General features: G+C 49.4%; 22 protein-coding genes and 2 pseudogenes. 12 read left to right on the top strand and 12 right to left on the bottom strand.

Features of this window, described 5'->3' with window-relative positions; all coding sequences use genetic code 11:
* Positions 1-199: 199 nt before the first annotated feature.
* From ABLV08_RS07310 to ABLV08_RS07295, 4 genes are all read right to left on the bottom strand, one after another.
* Entirely contained in the window at positions 200-685 is a 486-nt protein-coding gene (locus tag ABLV08_RS07310) for a YbjN domain-containing protein (RefSeq protein WP_015367528.1), read from the bottom strand.
* A gap of 88 nt (positions 686-773) precedes the next feature.
* Entirely contained in the window at positions 774-1,676 is a 903-nt protein-coding gene (gene rimK, locus ABLV08_RS07305; protein ID WP_045374099.1) for a 30S ribosomal protein S6--L-glutamate ligase, read from the bottom strand.
* 66 nt (positions 1,677-1,742) lie between these two features.
* Positions 1,743-2,465, bottom strand: coding sequence for a nitroreductase NfsA (gene nfsA, locus ABLV08_RS07300; protein WP_015704853.1), 723 nt, complete (start codon positions 2,463-2,465; stop codon positions 1,743-1,745).
* Entirely contained in the window at positions 2,449-2,739 is a 291-nt protein-coding gene (locus tag ABLV08_RS07295) for a YbjC family protein (protein WP_015367531.1), read from the bottom strand. The genes nfsA and ABLV08_RS07295 overlap by 17 nt, the downstream gene beginning before the upstream one ends.
* Before the next feature lie 191 nt (positions 2,740-2,930).
* On the opposite strand from ABLV08_RS07295, the gene ABLV08_RS07290 reads away from it, so the two are divergent.
* A complete protein-coding gene (locus tag ABLV08_RS07290; protein ID WP_015367533.1) occupies positions 2,931-3,194 on the top strand; it encodes a GrxA family glutaredoxin in 264 nt (87 codons plus the stop codon).
* A gap of 6 nt (positions 3,195-3,200) precedes the next feature.
* Here ABLV08_RS07290 and ABLV08_RS07285 read toward each other — a convergent pair whose 3' ends face one another.
* Positions 3,201-3,584, bottom strand: a complete 384-nt coding sequence (locus tag ABLV08_RS07285; RefSeq protein ID WP_015367534.1) for an inner membrane protein YbjM — start codon at positions 3,582-3,584, stop codon at positions 3,201-3,203.
* Between the two features lie 266 nt (positions 3,585-3,850).
* Here ABLV08_RS07285 and ABLV08_RS07280 point away from each other — a divergent pair, with 266 nt between their 5' ends.
* The 4 genes from ABLV08_RS07280 (at position 3,851) to ABLV08_RS07265 (ending at position 7,337) form a co-directional block, all read left to right on the top strand.
* Positions 3,851-5,536 (top strand): aspartate:alanine antiporter, encoded by a 1,686-nt coding sequence (locus ABLV08_RS07280; RefSeq protein WP_015704851.1) that lies wholly within the window; start codon positions 3,851-3,853, stop codon positions 5,534-5,536.
* 271 nt (positions 5,537-5,807) lie between these two features.
* A complete protein-coding gene (locus ABLV08_RS07275) occupies positions 5,808-6,203 on the top strand; it encodes a hypothetical protein (RefSeq protein ID WP_348855694.1) in 396 nt (131 codons plus the stop codon).
* 81 nt (positions 6,204-6,284) lie between these two features.
* On the top strand, positions 6,285-7,019 hold the full coding sequence (locus tag ABLV08_RS07270; protein ID WP_285177973.1) for a hypothetical protein: 735 nt from the start codon (positions 6,285-6,287) through the stop codon (positions 7,017-7,019).
* Between the two features lie 84 nt (positions 7,020-7,103).
* Complete coding sequence (locus tag ABLV08_RS07265; protein WP_285177972.1) at positions 7,104-7,337, top strand: hypothetical protein; 234 nt, start codon at positions 7,104-7,106, stop codon at positions 7,335-7,337.
* A gap of 505 nt (positions 7,338-7,842) precedes the next feature.
* Here ABLV08_RS07265 and ABLV08_RS07260 read toward each other — a convergent pair.
* The 3 genes and pseudogenes from ABLV08_RS07260 to ABLV08_RS07250 form a co-directional block, all read right to left on the bottom strand.
* The gene (locus ABLV08_RS07260; RefSeq protein ID WP_285177970.1) at positions 7,843-8,151 is read right to left on the bottom strand and encodes a hypothetical protein; all 309 of its coding nucleotides are present in this window, start codon (positions 8,149-8,151) and stop codon (positions 7,843-7,845) included.
* 77 nt (positions 8,152-8,228) lie between these two features.
* Positions 8,229-8,456: pseudogene (locus ABLV08_RS07255) on the bottom strand (phage regulatory CII family protein); the annotation flags it as partial.
* Positions 8,457-8,488: 32 nt separating this feature from the next.
* Positions 8,489-8,710 (bottom strand): hypothetical protein, encoded by a 222-nt coding sequence (locus ABLV08_RS07250; RefSeq protein WP_000804006.1) that lies wholly within the window; start codon positions 8,708-8,710, stop codon positions 8,489-8,491.
* A gap of 92 nt (positions 8,711-8,802) precedes the next feature.
* Here ABLV08_RS07250 and ABLV08_RS07245 point away from each other — a divergent pair, with 92 nt between their 5' ends.
* The 4 genes and pseudogenes from ABLV08_RS07245 to ABLV08_RS07230 all read left to right on the top strand — a co-directional run bounded on the left by ABLV08_RS07245 (position 8,803) and on the right by ABLV08_RS07230 (position 12,261).
* Complete coding sequence (locus tag ABLV08_RS07245) at positions 8,803-9,396, top strand: phage repressor protein CI (RefSeq protein WP_285177969.1); 594 nt, start codon at positions 8,803-8,805, stop codon at positions 9,394-9,396.
* 15 nt (positions 9,397-9,411) lie between these two features.
* On the top strand, positions 9,412-10,440 hold the full coding sequence (locus tag ABLV08_RS07240) for a hypothetical protein (protein WP_285177968.1): 1,029 nt from the start codon (positions 9,412-9,414) through the stop codon (positions 10,438-10,440).
* A complete protein-coding gene (locus tag ABLV08_RS07235) occupies positions 10,437-11,117 on the top strand; it encodes a hypothetical protein (protein ID WP_348855693.1) in 681 nt (226 codons plus the stop codon). Before ABLV08_RS07240 ends, ABLV08_RS07235 begins: the two co-directional genes overlap by 4 nt.
* 95 nt (positions 11,118-11,212) lie before the next feature.
* Positions 11,213-12,261 (top strand): annotated as a pseudogene (locus tag ABLV08_RS07230) (tyrosine-type recombinase/integrase).
* Positions 12,262-12,428: 167 nt separating this feature from the next.
* Here the strand turns inward: ABLV08_RS07230 and ABLV08_RS07225 are convergent.
* Positions 12,429-12,653: a hypothetical protein gene (locus ABLV08_RS07225; protein WP_072201277.1), complete on the bottom strand. Its 225-nt coding sequence runs from the start codon at positions 12,651-12,653 to the stop codon at positions 12,429-12,431.
* Complete coding sequence (locus ABLV08_RS07220; protein WP_348855692.1) at positions 12,616-13,260, bottom strand: hypothetical protein; 645 nt, start codon at positions 13,258-13,260, stop codon at positions 12,616-12,618. The genes ABLV08_RS07225 and ABLV08_RS07220 overlap by 38 nt, the downstream gene beginning before the upstream one ends.
* Positions 13,261-13,494: 234 nt before the next feature.
* Here ABLV08_RS07220 and ABLV08_RS07215 point away from each other — a divergent pair, with 234 nt between their 5' ends.
* Positions 13,495-14,292: an SDR family oxidoreductase gene (locus tag ABLV08_RS07215; protein ID WP_348855691.1), complete on the top strand. Its 798-nt coding sequence runs from the start codon at positions 13,495-13,497 to the stop codon at positions 14,290-14,292.
* On the opposite strand, the gene ABLV08_RS07210 is transcribed toward ABLV08_RS07215, so the two are convergent.
* On the bottom strand, positions 14,285-14,839 hold the full coding sequence (locus tag ABLV08_RS07210; protein ID WP_015704847.1) for a TetR family transcriptional regulator: 555 nt from the start codon (positions 14,837-14,839) through the stop codon (positions 14,285-14,287). The genes ABLV08_RS07215 and ABLV08_RS07210 overlap by 8 nt on opposite strands.
* Before the next feature lie 113 nt (positions 14,840-14,952).
* Here ABLV08_RS07210 and ABLV08_RS07205 point away from each other — a divergent pair, with 113 nt between their 5' ends.
* On the top strand, positions 14,953-16,155 hold the full coding sequence (locus ABLV08_RS07205; protein WP_015704846.1) for an MFS transporter: 1,203 nt from the start codon (positions 14,953-14,955) through the stop codon (positions 16,153-16,155).
* Positions 16,155-16,967, top strand: coding sequence for a Cof-type HAD-IIB family hydrolase (locus tag ABLV08_RS07200; protein ID WP_015367542.1), 813 nt, complete (start codon positions 16,155-16,157; stop codon positions 16,965-16,967). The genes ABLV08_RS07205 and ABLV08_RS07200 overlap by 1 nt, the downstream gene beginning before the upstream one ends.
* Before the next feature lie 41 nt (positions 16,968-17,008).
* On the opposite strand, the gene kdeA is transcribed toward ABLV08_RS07200, so the two are convergent.
* On the bottom strand, positions 17,009-18,241 hold the full coding sequence (gene kdeA / locus ABLV08_RS07195) for a multidrug efflux MFS transporter KdeA (RefSeq protein ID WP_032714142.1): 1,233 nt from the start codon (positions 18,239-18,241) through the stop codon (positions 17,009-17,011).
* Positions 18,242-18,388: the final 147 nt, after the last annotated feature.

Below are 18,388 nucleotides of genomic sequence, written 5' to 3'. Positions count from 1 at the left end.
AATGGACGCCTCGCCAGAATAACTGTAGCCAGAATAAGAGGATATAGCCCAGGCAAAAAAACGCCCTGGATCATATTTCCAGCCAATAAAGGTCTACGAGATAAAAGCGAAGCGCTAAAACAGCAGTGAATAATTCTTTAAAGACGGGTTTGAGACAGAATAAATAAGCAACCGCCATCGCAGCGGCTGCTTTTATTAATTAGTGCAGAAAATGGTATTGTACTTCTTCGGCTGCGGCCTCTTCTTCCTGCTCTTCCGCTTTATACAGCAGTTGATTGGCGCCGGCTTCCAGAATGACCATCGAGACCTGCTCTTCGCTCTGGCGGAAGAACCAGGCAAACTGTTCGAGAGTGACGCCCGCGCCAACGGGCAGCGCCTGGCAGACCACCAGCTTCGGCAGGTTATCATCCTGAATATCAAGGAACGCTTTTACGGTCAGCGAACTGGCGTTAATCGCCGACAGATCCGCCGACAGCGGCAGCAGCGCAGAGGGCTTCACTTCCGCCAGCGCCGAAAACAGCACCACGTTGTCCAGCAGGTCGATTTTGGCATCGAAAATACCGTCGAAATTCTGCATATGCGGCAGGTGCAACGCCTGGCAGGAGTCGCACTCAAAAAAACTGATGCCTAACTCGTCGAGCCAATGACGTAATGTATCAAGACCCGGAACGACCAGTGAATCCATAGTGCCTGTGACCTCTTGCTGGATAAAAAACGACGCATAGCTTACGCAAAAAATGCGTCGCATTCCATGAAAGGATAACGAAGTGACGCTACCCTCCCATTTTTAGACAATATCCAGGCGTGGCCTGGCGCTCGATCCACGCGATCATTCGCCCGGCAATATCGACGTGAGTGGTGGTTTCAATCCCTTCCAGCCCCGGCGAGGCGTTAACTTCCATCACCAGCGGACCGCGGTGGGCGCGCAGAAGATCCACGCCAGCCACGTCCAGACCCAGCGTTTGCGCCGCTTTAATCGCCATCTCCCGCTCCTGATCGCTGATCGTGGCCGTAGTGGCGACGCCGCCGCGGTGCAGGTTAGAGCGAAAATCGCCCTCCTTCGCCCGCCGTTCAATCGCCGCCACCACCTCATCGCCAACCACCAGGCAGCGGATATCGCACCCTTTTGCCTCAGCGATATATTCTTGCACCAGAATGTGCGCATTGAGGCCCCGGAAGGCGTCAATCACGCTTTCCGCCGCCTGTCGCGTTTCCGCCAGCACCACGCCAATCCCCTGCGTCCCCTCCACTAACTTCACCACCAGCGGCGCGCCGCCGACCATGGCGATCAGATCGCTGGTGTCGTCCGGCGAGTGAGCAATACCGGTGACCGGTAGATCGATTCCCTGACGCGCCAGCAACTGCAGCGAGCGCAGCTTATCGCGGGCGCGGGTAATCGCCACCGACTCGTTTAGCGGATAGCTGCCCAGCAGTTCGAACTGCCGCAGCGCGGCGGTGCCGTAATAGGTGATCGCCGTGCCAATACGCGGAATGACTGCATCAAAATGGGGCAACTGTCGCCCTTTGTAGTGAATCGAGGAGGCAACCGGGCTGACGCTCATATAGCAGGAGAGCGGATCGAGGATCTCGACCTGATGCCCGCGTTTTTGCGCGGCTTCACGCAAGCGGCGGCAAGAATAAAGCGTTCCATCCCGGGATAATATAGCGATTTTCACCCAACACCTCTTAGAAAATAACTGGCGGCCAGCACTCTGCGTTTGCAGGTTGAAGTGTATAGGGAATCAGCGCGTTGCCCAGCCCTGTTTATGCAAATAATCGAGAATAAACGGCCGGCTCTCTTTGATGATGGTGCGGCGGATATGATCGCTCCAGGTATCGCGGCGGGTATTGCTGCCGCGCGTCAGATAATAGTCCGCCAGCTGTTCGTCATACTGCGCCAGCACCTGTTGATCAAGCGGCTGGTAGTGATTCTCATGCACCAGCATCGCAGGCGGGATACGCGGCTTAACCTGCGGGTCGTCAGCAGGCCAGCCAAGGCACAGGCCAAACAGCGGCAACACGTGTTTCGGCAGCTGCAGCAGCTCGGTTACCGCGTCAATGTTATTACGCAGGCCGCCAATATAGACGCCGCCTAATCCCAGGGATTCCGCGGCGATTAAGGCATTCTGCGCCATTAGCGCGGTGTCGACGACGCCCAGCAGCAGCTGTTCAGCCAGTCCCAACTGCGCTTGCGGGCAAATTTGCAGGTGGCGGTTGAAATCGGCGCAGAATACCCAAAACTCCGCTGCCTGCGCCACGTGCTGCTGGCCGCCGGTCAACTCAACCAGCTGCTCACGCATCTGCGGGTCGGTAATGCGAATAATCGAGGTACATTGTAAAAAGCTGGAGCTGGAAGCCCCTTGCGCCCCGGCAATGATCGCCTCACGCTGTTGGTCGCTAATCGGCGCGTCGGTAAAATGGCGGATGGAACGGTGGTTACGCAGCAGATCAATGGTCGGCGTCATGGTGTTTTTCTCGTTCGGACGGGGTAGAAGATGAGGTCTTATTATCGGTCAACTGCGGCGCGACAATTTTCGCTATTCGCCACATTAAGGCTATCGCCGCCGGGATCATCAGCAGGATCCCGGCAAAGATCATGATGAGCGCCGCCGTCGGGCTGGCAAATGGCGCAGGCAGTTGAACATACTGGTTTAATGACAGCCAGGCCAACGTCAGCAGCGCCATGCCGACGAGCTCAACAATCAGAATACTTTTGGGTAATGCGGCAGGCGATCGCATAACGCTCCTCAATATACTCATGCCGCGCACAGCGCATCGCTGGCGCATCTGTATAGGGTCTTGCAGCAGATGATATTGATCAAGCATAACCCGCAACCATCGCTATAAAAGGTAAAACCTTCTTCCCCTTGCTAACGGAACGCGGCATCATAGCCACATTCGCCATCCGGCTGAGATTTAAGGAGAGAAGCATGTTTACCGTTATTTTTGGTCGCCCAGGTTGCCCGTACTGCGTTCGCGCTAAAGAACTGGCTGAGAAACTGAGCACCGAGCGCGATGACTTCAGCTATCGCTACATTGATATCCACGCGGAAGGCATCAGCAAAGCCGATCTGGAAAAAACCGTCGGTAAGCCGGTAGAAACCGTACCGCAGATTTTCGTCGATCAGAAACACATCGGCGGCTGCACGGATTTCGAAGCCTGGGCGAAGGAAAATCTCGGCCTGTTTGCCTGAGAGACTTCACTCTTCCGTTGAGTGCCTGCGTCTGGCGTCCAGCCAGACGCAAATAAATAAAAAGCATAGCGCCCCGAGCGCGCACCAGAAGACCGCGCTAAAAAGCCACGCCAGTTCCTGCCAAAACGATCGATGAGTAATAAAGAACATCCGCATCACCACCAGACAAACCGGTGCCGCCAGCATGGCGCCAATCAGCGGACGTATGACGCGCCTTCCGGGGGATAAACAGCTCGCCACGGCGCCAGGTAGCACAAAGAACAGCAGTCCAAGCTCGGGGTTGCCCGTTTGCCGAAAAGCCCCTTTCATATGCAGCAACAGCGATAAACAGACCACAATAAACAGAAAGAACCCACAAATTATACCGGCCCACGCGCGCTCAGATTTCACGACATCCTCCTGATTTCGCCTCTAACTATCTTTCACTTCATCCAGTCAGAAATAGCATTCTGGCAGTCCATGCTTATAACGCTCCCGTCAGAGTAAAACGATTGTGACTAGCCGCAGCAACCAGGAAAGATTAAACTAGCGGCACTGTTTTATCGGTATTAACGGGATGCCAGAATAACGTTCGGCATAGTGCGAACGCTTGAGCAACCTTAGACCAAAAAACCATTTCCTTCAACAACTTACTAGTAAACGAGAAGTTGGCTTTCGTGAATATAAACGTCGCAGATTTGTTAAACGGGAATTACATCCTGTTATTGTTTGTTGTACTCGCACTGGGTCTTTGCCTGGGGAAACTTCGCCTCGGGTCAGTACAACTTGGTAATTCCATTGGCGTTTTAGTCGTTTCTTTATTATTAGGTCAGCAGCACTTCGCCATTAACACAGATGCGCTAAATCTTGGCTTTATGCTGTTTATTTTCTGCGTCGGCGTCGAAGCGGGCCCCAACTTTTTTTCGATTTTTTTCCGCGACGGCAAAAACTATCTGATGCTGGCGCTGGTGATGGTGGCCAGCGCGATGTTAATCGCTATGGGGCTGGGCAAATTGTTTGGCTGGGACATCGGCCTGACCGCCGGGATGCTGGCGGGCGCTATGACCTCCACCCCGGTGCTGGTGGGCGCTGGCGATACCCTACGCCACTTTGGCCTGCCCAGCGATCAGCTGGCGCAGTCGCTTGACCACCTGAGCCTGGGTTACGCCCTGACTTACCTGGTTGGCCTGGTGAGCCTGATCGTCGGCGCGCGCTATATGCCGAAGCTGCAGCATCAGGATCTGCAGACCAGCGCCCAGCAGATCGCCCGCGAGCGCGGTCTGGATACCGACTCCAAGCGTAAAGTCTATCTGCCGGTTATCCGCGCCTACCGCGTCGGCCCGGAATTGGTCGCGTGGGCGGACGGCAAAAATCTTCGTGAGCTGGGAATTTACCGCCAGACCGGCTGCTATATCGAGCGTATTCGTCGTAACGGTATCCTGGCGAACCCGGATGGCGACGCGGTACTGCAGATGGGCGACGATATCGCGCTGGTTGGCTACCCGGACGCCCATGCCCGCCTCGACCCAAGCTTCCGTAACGGTAAAGAGGTGTTTGACCGCGACCTGCTCGATATGCGTATCGTCACCGAAGAGATTGTGGTTAAGAATCATAACGCCGTCGGCCGCCGCCTGGCGCAGCTGAAGCTGACCGATCACGGCTGTTTCTTAAACCGGGTGATCCGCAGCCAGATTGAGATGCCAATCGACGATAACGTGGTGCTCAATAAAGGCGACGTGCTGCAGGTGAGCGGCGACGCCCGCCGCGTAAAAACCGTCGCTGACCGCATCGGCTTTATTTCGATTCACAGCCAGGTGACCGATCTGCTGGCTTTCTGCGCCTTCTTTATCGTCGGCCTGATGATCGGCATGATCACTTTCCAGTTCAGCTCGTTCAGCTTCGGCATCGGTAACGCCGCCGGCCTGCTGTTCGCCGGCATTATGCTTGGCTTCCTGCGCGCCAACCATCCGACCTTCGGCTATATCCCGCAGGGCGCATTGAACATGGTTAAGGAGTTCGGTCTGATGGTGTTTATGGCCGGGGTCGGCCTGAGCGCCGGCGCGGGTATTAATAACGGTCTGGGCGCCATTGGCGGGCAAATGCTGGCTGCCGGTCTTATCGTCAGCCTGGTGCCGGTGGTGATCTGCTTCCTGTTCGGCGCCTATGTGCTACGCATGAACCGCGCGATGCTGTTCGGCGCGATGATGGGCGCGCGCACCTGCGCCCCGGCGATGGAAATTATCAGCGATACCGCGCGCAGCAACATTCCCGCACTCGGCTATGCTGGCACTTACGCTATCGCCAACGTGCTGCTCACCCTTGCCGGTACGCTGATCGTCATCATCTGGCCGGGCCTTGGCTAGCCCCGGCCGAAAATTTTTAACTTTTTCGCAAAAAAATCGGTGATGAACAGAACTTTTTCCCAGGATGTCAGTCATAACTAGTGCCACTGCTTTTCTTTGATGTCCCCATTTTGTGGAGCCCATCAACCCCGCCGCTTAGGTTCAAGGTTGATGGGTTTTTTGTTGCCTGTTATTTTATCCCTTCCAAATCACCTACTTACTCAATACCTGATATGCCAATGGCGGCAAAGTGGCGACAGAGAATATCTATCTAATGTGGAGGACAACAACAGTGGCATCAGAGAGAAAATCCAAGTACGATTCTTTAAACCTTCACGTTCCTGAAGACCTAAAGCAGTCTTTCATTGATGGTTTTGACGAAGTTGGTTTACATGCCGGCACTGGGCATTGTTTCTCCTCCAAACCAACAACCATCAAGGAATATCTAAGTGTTATTTTTGAGTGTGGGAAGACTTATGCCCCATTAGTTCTTAAGGTACTGGATATGCTACAAAGAAAACACAGTATAAAAATTGAAATTGCTGCTGATCGTAAGTTATTTGATTTGAGGGGCGTTTCTACAGAAGATGCTCTTAAGCTTATTGAAGCAGCAAGTTCCGTTCGTGTATCACATTCTGAGAATGTTGAAATTGTGAATGCTGAGTCAACCACCGAAATTTCCAAATAAAAATAGCCATGCTGAATAGTGGTTATTCGATACAGATTATACGTTCTTTAATGGTAACCTGTAATTACTATTGGTATCATCATGAAAATTAACTTACTATCTGGTGCCGCTGCGACAGGTTATCTAATGATCTGTAGCTCCCTATATCTTTGGGTTTTTTGGTTACATTTTGATATCAATATACTTCAATTTATAGATGCAGCAGACATTATAAAAGCAGCCGCTATACCATCCATCCCATTAATTTCAATAATGATTTTTAATATAGCTTTACAACAATATAATGTTGTAGACGCTGAAACGCGCGAAAAATATAAGGCTGCAGGGGGTGGGTTCAAAGCTTACTCATATGCAGCAACTGCTTATATTATTTTTATAGTTTTATTTGGATTGGGTGTATTAAGTTTTTCTGTCTATAATTTGTTTACAGGTACTGTCCCTACTAAGTATGCCAGTGCAGCACTTTTGATAGGCTGTTTTTTTACCTATTACCTAATAAGTAAAGAAAAACTATTTGAAGATTTCGGAAAATTGCGTCTTTTAGTAATCGTCTTTCTATGCTACTTCCCTTCGCATTTAATGCATCAGGCGATTGGAGATGCTAAAGATATCATTGCCGGCAAGGATACTTTTTTAGTTTCTAGCAACCTAAGCTGCTCAAAAAACAAACATGACAAGTTCCGATACATTGCAACTTTATCTGATAAAGTATTCTCACTAAATCTTACTGATCAATCGCTATGTATTCAACATTATGAGTTCTTATCATTGATACGAGAAAATGCACAATCTTTATCAGATACTGATGCTAAGTAGCAGATAGCTGTATGAAGCTAACCTTAACTTTGCTAGCTATCCTTCACTACTTCATTAACATAATTATTCAAGGAGAAAAATCAAATGAACAAAATTGTGACCCTCATTTATGCCTCTGGGGCTACCAAAAAAGTCTCCGTGCCAGATAACGTAACTTCTGTGACTATCCCGTCAGATAAATCGACATATCCACCTGAAGATACTCAGGCTCAAATTGAACAATTAGCACATGAAGAAAAAATCTACTGGTTTGCGCGGGAATCACAGGACGCAATCAGCTTTGACCGAGTGAAATGCATTCTTCTCAACATTGTATAATTTTCATTTTTTCAGTTTCTTAAAATCCAGTATCCTTTCTACAGCCCGCGCGAGTCCTTGAGTCGCGGGCTTTACTTTATCCGGTTTACCACCTCATCTTGATCTTCTTAAACTAACGCAAAATTAAATTTAATTATATTTATCAAATAGTTAATGTTCACCTTAAATCCTCCGCAGATCCTCTAAACTGAAAAACACTGAAATTCTTTTCAATCCTTTCAGTTTTGGATTTCTGGTAAGCCGCTAGCGCTGGCGCGGTGTGGCGGTCTGGTTTGTAGAAAAATAAAACTGAAAAATTTTTATGATCCAGAAACCGCAGGCGGGTGCGGTGTAGCGCCGTTTTCGTCACGGAAAGATTTATTTTGTCAGGCTCACGCGCTGCCAGCGCTCTGCTGTGCGCACGATCTGTTTTGCGTGTTGCGGTGGATTGTTTGGCCGCGAAAAGGCCGCTGCGACCATTACGCGGCGTTTTATGAGGGCATAAAAAAACCGCATTCCGCGGGCTTTAATTCTGGCTGGGGCAGGACGTATACTGGCCAATCACCGGCGAGTATTTACCGTTAAGCTGATCGGCTTTCTGGCCAGCGCCACGGATAGCGCCAGCATTCTTGGGGGCACCCGTGTTACTGTGGGTATGGCTGGCCGTCTGTTCCGCCAGCTCCTTCAATACGTCAAGGGTATCCAGCATCAGCTGTGCCACGTTGATACTGCCGGAACCAATCCACACTACCGGCGCAATTATCTGCTGCTGAATCGCCGCAACACTCTTGCGGATTTTCCCTATCTGCTCGGTCAGATCCCCGCCAGCTTGCACTGTATGATTACCGGCAATTCTGCTTTCAGCATTACCGCTGACACTGGCCAGCCAGTTCCCTTTCACCGCCTGGCTGTAATCTCCGGCAGCATCCCATCCAGTAAACGCGCATCTTCGGTGTAATCTGTAATAGCTAAAAGCTCGTCACAGGTTAAACGGTGCGGCTGTGCTGGGTTTAATTTGTTGCGCAGGATCTGTGGCCTCATGCCAACAGCAGCGGCCACATCTTCCAGATTGTGCTCAATTGCAAATGCTCGGCAAGCCGCATCAAAGTGAGCATGTTTAGAGGTCTGATAATCAAACATAGTCATTGCCCTCAGGCGGTCTCAAAATTGAACTAATTGATGGACACATTGCAATCTGAGAGTGCATCGATAGTCATAGCGGCGATGTTGATCATAACTTTTTCGCGCTTTTTATCTTTGCGTAAGCGGTGCCGTATCAAACGCCCATCCGCTAACATGTCATTGATTGTGTCTATAGATAACCCTGTGAGTTCACTGTACTTTTCAATTGAAATTGAAGGTACGGCCAACGATATTGAAATATTAGGTTTCATGGTGCATGATTCCTTGTTTCTTGATTAACTGCCTTGAACTGTGACAAGTACCCAATTGGGAACATGGCGAATACCAGGATCGTAAAAGAGATATGTCAGCAATAAAGTACCCAAATGAGATCCCGCTAAATTTTGAGAGCGGAGGGCGAGAAGCTATCGAAAGGCTAGTTTCAGCATATGGCTTTACAACGCGCCAGGCTCTAGCTGATCACCTGAAAGTATCTAAAAGTACTTTGGCTAATCGATATCTTAGAGATCCCTTCCCTTTGGACTGGATCATCCAATGTGCCATCGAAACCGGAGCAACACTCACTTGGTTAGGAACTGGACACGGGCAAGAATTTGAAAGCGAAGAAAGTGAAGTTTTAAAAATTTCCAAAGTAACACTTATTGATAATAAAATTTTCGATGCAGGTCATTTATTTGTAGATAAAACCCTGCTTCCTCACTTTAATGATTTACTTGCAATAGAGGACGAAGATTGCACAAATATTGCACATGTAAATAAAGAAAATATTGAAGATGGCAGATGGTTGGTTCAATACCAAAATAACTTTAAGATAAAACAAAATTTTCTATTGCCTGGAGGTAATCTTCGGGTAACAGACGATGATTTAACATTTGATTGTAAAAGAGAAGATATAAAATTAGTTGCAAAAATCTTCTCACAATATCGTACTATTTAACCTTGAGGCACAGCAATGGATTTTGTTAAAAAACTAGAGTTTGGAAATTACACTCTCCGTTTTGGTGATGATGTTTTATTAGACTACTATGATGAAATCGTTTTCCCATCTTTTTTAGAAATGGCAAACATTCGCAGAATATCTGATAAATCAGAGTTCTTTTTCATTGATACTGAATGTGTCATACTTGATGAAGAAGCAACGCCCCCAGTACTAGGAATTAAAGGGCGGATTATTAAAAACACATTACTAACCAGAGAACAGGTATTTGATGGTGCTGATTTAGTCGAAGATCATGATGAACTTGAAACAGCACCTAGCTCTTTCTTTCTTCTAATATTAAATACGCACAGATTGATTCTTTGTAAGGAAGTTAGTGGTGCCCCTACAATTCAAAACTTCCAGTCAACTAGTCAGTGCTTCTTAAATATAGAATATGAGAAATACATATCTCATTTATACGAAACTGCACAAAGAGAACGCGAAGAAAATCCTGACTTACCTCGAGTTACTAAAAAAGCCTTACGGAGTGAAATCGAACGACCTAAGCTAAGAATCACACCTTTAACTGATGAACAAAGCTTAGAACAATTCATTGAAAACTTTAGAAAAATCCAAAATGTCTCAGTAAAGCTACTCCCTACGAATCAAGAGGAAATTGATAACGACGAATTTTGGGAGTCACTTGAAAGCGCTGGAGACGAAATGGGCAGTATTTCTACGTCAATTCGTTTTTCAAACACCGATTCGGGTTTGAACCATGATGCTGTTTTAGAACAACTAACATCAGCAACTAGATTAGCAAATTCAGGAATAAATATTAAAGGATATGATAACGAAGGTGATATAATCAAAGGCAGTAATGATGATTTTGTTTTATTAAGTGAGATGAATGAATTATCAAAAAACACGGAAGTGGCTGCAAATGAAAGTTATGAGCGATATGAAGTTCTTGTAAATGAAGGTAAGATATCGCTACCCAGATCTCTTTCACAAAAGACGATTAGAATTATTAGCAATATATATGAAAGGTTTGGCAGATGATAAATAAAATAGATGCTAAAGAAATAACCCAAGAAAAAAGTCTTTGGGATGTTTACTTGCTTTGCAAACGGATTACCATTAGTACTTTCCATGTTTGCATTTTGCTCGCAGCGTCTATTTTTTTATTGACAAACTCTTTTTTCATTGAGAAGGATATGTCTCACTTAGTATCTGACATTAGAAACTGGTCTTTGATTGGTTTCAACTTTGCAGTGACAACCCTAGGTTTTCTTATTGCAGGCTTCACTATATTTGCAACACTATCCAAACCCGATATGTTTCTTCAAATGATGTCAGTACAACATAAAAAAACACAAATGCCCACGTTAAAATATAACTTCATGGCATTTATGAAAGTTTTTATTTCTTTTATTACGTTTACTTTCATATATCTAGTTATAATTCTTTTCTGTCAAGCAAATGGAATGATTGGCAATATTATTGATTTATTTCCATACTCAACAGTGATAAAAGAATTAATTATCAAACTCGGATATTGTGTTATAGGGACTAGCCTTATTTACTTAGTATTAGTAGTAAAGACTTTTATTTTTAATATTTATGCCATCATAATGAATAATATCCGCTGGGAATTATATATTAAAAGAAAAGAGCAAAGGTCTTCCAGTAACAAAGGAAAAATCGATACGAATACAGATATTACTAAAGTGCACTAATCCCAATCACATATCATATGTATGATTACCCGATCATCACACACTGATACTGTACAAAAACAAAGTATAAATGCTCTCCATTGGAGGGCTTTTTTATGGCAGTACGAAAACTCACAACAGGAAGAAGGCTTTGCGAGTGTTACCCCATGGGACGCACTGGCAGGCGCGTTCGCAAGCAGTTTACCACTAAAGGTGAAGCTCTAGCTTTTGAACGCTACACCATGGAGGAAACTGAAGCAAAACCATGGCTGGGTGAATCAGCAGACCGCCGAACACTGAAAGATGTGGTTGAGTTGTGGTTCAAACTCCATGGCAAATCGCTGACCGCTGGACAACACGTCTATGATAAGTTGCTACTGATGGTTAACGCTTTGGGTAATCCCTTGGCAACTGAACTCACATCAAAAATGTTTGCTCACTATAGAGATAAACGCCTCACGGGTGAAATCTACTTTAGTGAAAAATGGAAGAAAGGTGCAAGCCCGGTCACCATTAACCTAGAACAAAGCTACCAAAGCGTTTTTAGCGAACTTTCCCGACTGGGTGAATGGCCGTGCCCAAATCCACTTGAGAACATGCGTAAATTTACCATCGCCGAAAAAGAGATGGCATGGCTTACCCATGAACAGATCGTTGAGTTGCTGGCTGATTGCAAACGTCAGAACCCGGTTCTAGCACTTGTAGTCAAAATCTGCCTAAGCACAGGTGCACGCTGGCGTGAAGCGGTAAATCTCACAAGGTCACAAGTAACTAAGTACCGTATTACTTTTGTTAGAACGAAAGGAAAGAAAAACAGAAGTATCCCTATAAGCAAGGAACTTTATGACGAGATCATGGCACTTGATGGATTTAATTTCTTCACTAACTGCTATTTTCAATTTTTATCGGTCATGGAAAGAACTTCGTTCGTACTTCCACAAGGTCAGTTAACCCACGTTCTGCACCATACATTTGCAGCACATTTTATGATGTCTGGCGGGAATATCCTTACACAACAGAAAATCCTCGGTCACCACGACATAAAAATGACCATGCGTTATGCTCACCTGGCTCATGATCATTTTGAAACAGCCCTGCGCTTCACCCGTTAGCTACTCTGCCTAATGGCGACAAAACGGCGACAGCGGTTGGCATTGCCCAGTAATTTCCACTCCTTACAACCAACCTAACTTATTGATTGTATTACAAATTATTATTTTCACTAACCCATTTTCATAAATGGGTTTTTTGTTGTCTGAAGTTGGCACTTTTCGAGCTAGACTGAAACCAAAACCGCTCTGAAGATATCAGTTGCGTACTGACCTTAATCATTTACTGAATTTTTGCCTTTAACCAGTCGGCCAGAAAAATAATTAGGCAAATCAGAACAAAACAAATCGCAAAGCCACCCAGCTTGAATAGCCAGCCATCCAGCGCAATAAGACTAACAAAAGCCATAATTGAGCAAATCCCCCTCCCCATTGCATCAATCATATTGATGCAATGCACGCCAATTCTTTTATAAGAATGGCTGGCCGAGAATTTTACAGATTTCATTTTCTATTCCTTTACATTGCATTGGATGGCTCTCTATGTACTTGAGATACGGTTCTAGTGGTTCTTCGACCAGAAAGTAGACCATATCAAGATTCGTTGGTGAAACTATCATATAGGTTGATGAATACCTGTCCTTCATCCTACGAGAAGCTCTCGCTGCCTCTTCGATTATCCCCTGCATAATAACGGCACTTAAAGCAAACGATGCCGAGCCCCGCAGAACGTAGTTTCCAATTCTGGTTGTTTTCAATTGCGCAATTATTTTTTCGGATAAAGTCAGGGACAGGCAAAACTGAGCCCCCGTACGTGTTCCCAGTTTTGCGTCAGAATATCCAATCCTGTCATTAATCGCTTTCTTCCCTTTGTCATCGAGTTTTGCATAAAAATCCGTGCTCACAATGGTGATTAGCTGCCTGATTGGTTGATCGTTCGATATCAATGCTCTGAACGCCCTAATAAAACGCTCCGTTTCATATTCATTACGCCTTTTAAGATCACGCCCCAAGACTCCTGAACCTTCTACCGTTCTTATTGCTGATAAATAAAATCCTTCGGAAAGGGAAGTTAAACCATCAACAATTCCCCTGGCAATTAGCTTTGCATCCATGAAACCCATCTCAATAACCATAAGATGATAAAAGGCTAATCACTTTTACGCTCAAGAACCAGAAAAAAATATTTATTTTTTCAATTAAAACAACATGTTAAATGATTAAGTAACAGGTTTATTTTACGGCCAGAACTCAAAAATTACTGCACTGATTTTAATACTACCCCCTCCTTGCACAGTCTATTTTTTCACCCATACTTTGCTGATCCACTCCCACATAAGGCGCTCTTCATGTTGCTTAAAGATAAGACCGTGGTGATTTTCGGCGGCAGCGGCGCGATTGGCCGCGCGGCGGCGCTCGCCATGGCGAAAGAAAGCGCGCGGATCTTTCTGGCCGCCCGGCAGGCGGATAAGCTGGAAAAGGCGGCGGCTGAGATTCGCGCTGCAGGCGGGAGCGTCGAGACCCTGCAACTGGATGTGCTGGATGGCGGGCAAACCACCGCGCAGGTGGCCAACCTGGCCGGGCGAACCGGCGGGATTGACATCGTAGTTAATGCCACCGGCTTTTTCCACAATCAGGGGAAAACGCTGGCACAATTATCCCTTGCCGAGTATCACCAGGGTTTTGTCCCCTTTCTTGATGCCCAATTTACTATTGCCCAGGCAGTGGCGCCGTGGATGGGTGGCGAACGCGAGGGCGTCATTATTACCACTATCCCTCCTTCCGCGACGATGGCCATCCCTGGACACCTCGGCCATATCGTCGGCTGCGCCGCAATGGAAGCCTTTATCAAAGCATTGGCCAGCGAACTCGGCGCCAAAAAAATCCGCGTGCTCGGCGTACGGTCACACGCGATAGCGGATGCGGCGCTGGCGGGTTCTTATACTGCCGAGGTGTTTGCGCCTAAAGCACAGGCGCTGGGCTTGAGCGTCGAACAGTGGCTGGGTGGTGCGGCGCACGGCACGATGCTGCAGCGGTTGCCGACACTTGAGCAGATAGCCGGAGTCATCACCTTTCTTGCCTCACCGTTGGCGGCGGCGATGACCGCCACGGTGGTTAACGTCACCGCCGGAGCGACGCTTAGCTAGCGCTATTCTCCCCCGCCAGCCGCCCGACCATTAAGCGAATCGCCGCTTTCGACAGCGGCGCGCTATCGGTCACGAAGTGCAGCGTCATCCCCTCGATAAACGCATCCAGCCCGCGCGCCGTCGCCGGTTCAAACCACTGCTCCAGCGTCTGCTGGCTGCGCAGCATCCAGCTCTGCATGACCGTTTTCAGTGCTGGTCGGCTGCTGCAAAACGCGTACAGCTGGTACATTAACTCCATATTGCGCGCGGTGGTCACTTGGGCGCTGAAGATCAGCTCGGCGATAGCGTCGCAGGCCTGTTGGCGGCTGCCGACGCCGTCGAAAAATTGCTGATACTGCGCCGACATTTCGACGGTGAAGTTACGAAACGCCTCCTCAATCAGCGCCTCAATACCGCTAAAATAATAGGTCAGCGAGCCCAGCGGTACCCCGGCGCAGCTGGCAATTTTACGGTGCGTTACCGCATGAATTCCGTGCGCGGCGATGGTATCCAGCGTCGCCTGCAGGATGCGCTCGCGCCGCTGCGGATCGTTCGGTCTGCGGGTCATCGGTGTGTTTTTCCCCTCTGTGCGCTACGCAGGTCAAGCGATAGCGGAATGTGTACAAATGTACACAACCTTGCTACTGTTGTCTGCAACTCTTCTTTCTCGGGCGTTTATGGATGACGGCGCAAACTTCTCGCAAAGCCCTCCAGCTTCGGCTGTGGGCGCTATTTATGTTCTTTTTTATCCCCGGCTTATTGATGGCCTCCTGGGCCACCCGTACGCCCGCGATTCGCGATTTACTAACCCTTTCCACTGCTGAAATGGGAATGGTGCTATTTGGCCTGTCGATTGGTTCAATGAGCGGTATTCTCTGTTCAGCATGGCTGGTGAAGCGCTTCGGTACCCGTAAAGTCATCCGCACAACTATGTTGTGCGCCGTGGCGGGCATGCTGGTGTTAAGCCTGGCGCTGTGGCTCGCCTCTGCGCCGCTGTTCGCCTTTGGGCTGGCTATCTTTGGCGCCAGCTTCGGCTCGGCGGAAGTGGCGATTAACGTCGAAGGCGCCGCCGTTGAACGGGAAATGAATAAAACCGTGCTGCCGATGATGCACGGTTTTTACAGCTTCGGCACCCTCGTGGGTGCCGGCATCGGTATGGCGGTGACCGGTTTTGGCCTGCCCGCCGCGCCGCATATTCTGATCGCCGCTCTGGTGGCGATTGCCCCCATCGTTATCGCCATTCGCGCCATCCCCGACGGCACGGGCAAAAACGCTGCCGAATCCGCCCATAGCGAGGCCAAAGGCCTACCGGTCTGGCGCGACGTGCAGCTGTTGCTGATCGGCGTGATCGTGCTGGCAATGGCCTTCGCCGAAGGTTCCGCCAACGACTGGCTGCCGCTGCTGATGGTCGACGGCCACGGCTTTAGCCCCACTTCCGGTTCGCTGATTTACGCCGGTTTCACCCTCGGCATGACCCTCGGCCGCTTCACCGGCGGCTGGTTTATCGACCGCTACAGTCGCGTCACCGTCGTACGCGCCAGCGCGGTAATGGGCGCACTGGGTATCGGGCTGATTATTTTTGTCGACAGCACCTGGGTTGCCGGGGTATCTGTACTGCTGTGGGGACTCGGCGCTTCGCTCGGTTTCCCGCTTACCATTTCCGCCGCCAGCGATACCGGCCCGGATGCGCCGAAACGCGTGAGCGTCGTGGCGATTACCGGCTATCTGGCTTTCCTCGTCGGGCCGCCGCTGCTGGGCTTCCTTGGCGAACATTTTGGCCTGCGTAGCGCCATGATGGTAGTACTGGGTCTGGTCATGGTGGCGGCGCTGGTAGCCCGCGCGGTAGCCAAACCGCAGCCTGAACCTGTGATGGAGAATAGCTAATGAGCATCAAACTGATTGCGGTAGACATGGACGGCACCTTTTTAAGCGATGCCAAGACCTATAATCGCCCACGTTTTCTGGCGCAGTATCAGCGCATGCGCGAACAGGGCATTCGCTTCGTGGTCGCCAGCGGCAACCAGTATTACCAGCTGATATCGTTCTTCCCCGAGCTGGTCGATGAAATCGCCTTCGTCGCCGAAAACGGCGGTTGGGTGGTGAGCGGTAAAGAGGATATCTTTAACTGCCAGCTGCCGACGACGCATTTCAACGCCGTCGTCGACCACCTGCAAACGCTGCCGCATATCGAAATTATCGCCTGCGGCAAACGCAGCGCCTATACGCTCAATAGCTATAACGACGAGCTAAAAGCGGTGGCGGCGAAGTACTATCACCGTCTCGAACTGGTGGATGATTTTAACCATCTCGATGACGCGATCCTCAAATTCGGTCTGAACGTGCCGGATCATCTGATCCCGGAAATTCAGCCGAAGCTACACGCGGCGCTGGGCGATATGGTTACCGCCGTCGCCACCGGCTACGGCAGTATCGATTTAATCATCCCTGGCGTGCATAAAGCCAACGGCCTGCGCATTTTGCAGGAGCGCTGGGGCATTGATAACCATGAGGTGGTGGCCTTCGGCGATAGCGGCAATGATATTGAAATGTTGCAGCATGCCGGTTTTGGTTTCGCCATGGCGAATGCCAAAGCGGAGGTCAAAGCCGTCGCCAGTCATCATGCCCCGCATAATAACGAAGAAGGCGTATTGCATATTATTGATAAGGTATTGAATCGCGAAGCGCCGTTCGCCTGATGAGAACCCGGGTGCCTTTGGGCATCCGGGTTTACTACGTATCACGCCTGCTGCGAACTGCCGACGCTTTTATCTTTCAGGAAGTAAATAATCAGCCCCAGCCATAACACCCCACCCAACAGGTTAAACAGGCTGAACAGGCCGTTACCGCCAAGCTCATACGCATGCTTGCTAAGCTCTATGCCCACGGTAAAGATCAGCATCTGCAGCATACCCATCGCCGCCGAAACCGTCCCTTTACTCATTTCGCTGGCGAACAACGTTAAGCGCACCAGCCCGGCGTTAGCCAGGCCAATCCCGAAAGCGTAGAAGCTTAAACCAGCGGTCATCCACAGATAAGCATGGGACGAGACCACCGTGGCCGCCGCCGACAGGAGCAGGCCAAACATAATCGGCCAGCCGCCCATAATAATCAGCGAACGTACCGAGCGGCGCGAGGTCAGACGCGCCAGCACCAGGTTGCCGGCGATCAGCGCGCCGAAAATCGGCACCTGCAGCATGCCGTACTCATAGCTGGTGGCCTGCTCGCCGCTGATGATAATCACCGGCGATTGCGCAATCCACGCCAGCAGCGGCAGGCTAACAAAACCGGTCGCCAGCGCGCCGGCGACAAAGCGCAGGTTTTTCAACACCAGACGATAGTCGCGGCCCAGCTCTTTTACCGACAGTTTTTCCCCCAACCGCGTCGCCGTTTCCGGCATCGCCCGCTGCAGCCCCACAAAGGAGATGGCCGCCAGCACGGCGAACAGCACAAACATCATCTCCCACGGCAGCATATGCACCCAGGCAGCGCCGACCAGCGGCCCGAGCAGTGGCGCAATCAGCGCGACGTTAGCCATCAGGGCGGTGATTTTGATACACACCGCCTCCTCAAACGACTCCTGGATAGCCGCATAGCCCACCGCGCCGATAAAGCACAGGCTGATGCCCTGCAGGAAACGCAGCAGGGTAAATTGCTCAATGGTTTGCGCCAGCAGCGTCGCCAGACAGGTGACGATAAACCACACCACCCCGGTCAGCATCACCGGACGGCGGCCAATACGATCCGACAGCGGCCCCAGCAGCCACTGCAAAAACATCCCCCCCGCCAGATAGGCGGTCATAGAGGTGGGGACCCACTCATTGCCGACCTGAAACTCCTGCACCACCGCGAGCATACCCGGTTGGATCATATCGTTGCCGATATAGGTGGAGAATTCATATAACACAAGGCACAGCGGGAACAGTAACGCCTGACGACCGAGGCGCTTACCTGATAACGAATAATTCTGCATGCAATCTCTTAATTAAAAAAAATCGCGCAAAGTTTAATGAAAGTCGACCCGGGGAGATAGTGAATTGTGAGTGACAATGAAAAATATCGCCAGCCCGCGGTACTGCATGAAACGAATATTTATATTTCGTTTATGTTTCAATGAGAT

Origin of the sequence: Klebsiella sp. CN_Kp088 (assembly GCF_040064335.1) — a bacterium.
GTDB lineage: Bacteria > Pseudomonadota > Gammaproteobacteria > Enterobacterales > Enterobacteriaceae > Klebsiella > Klebsiella aerogenes.
Note: the sequence above shows the minus strand (reverse complement) of the source record. Positions and strands in the feature narration are given on the sequence as shown.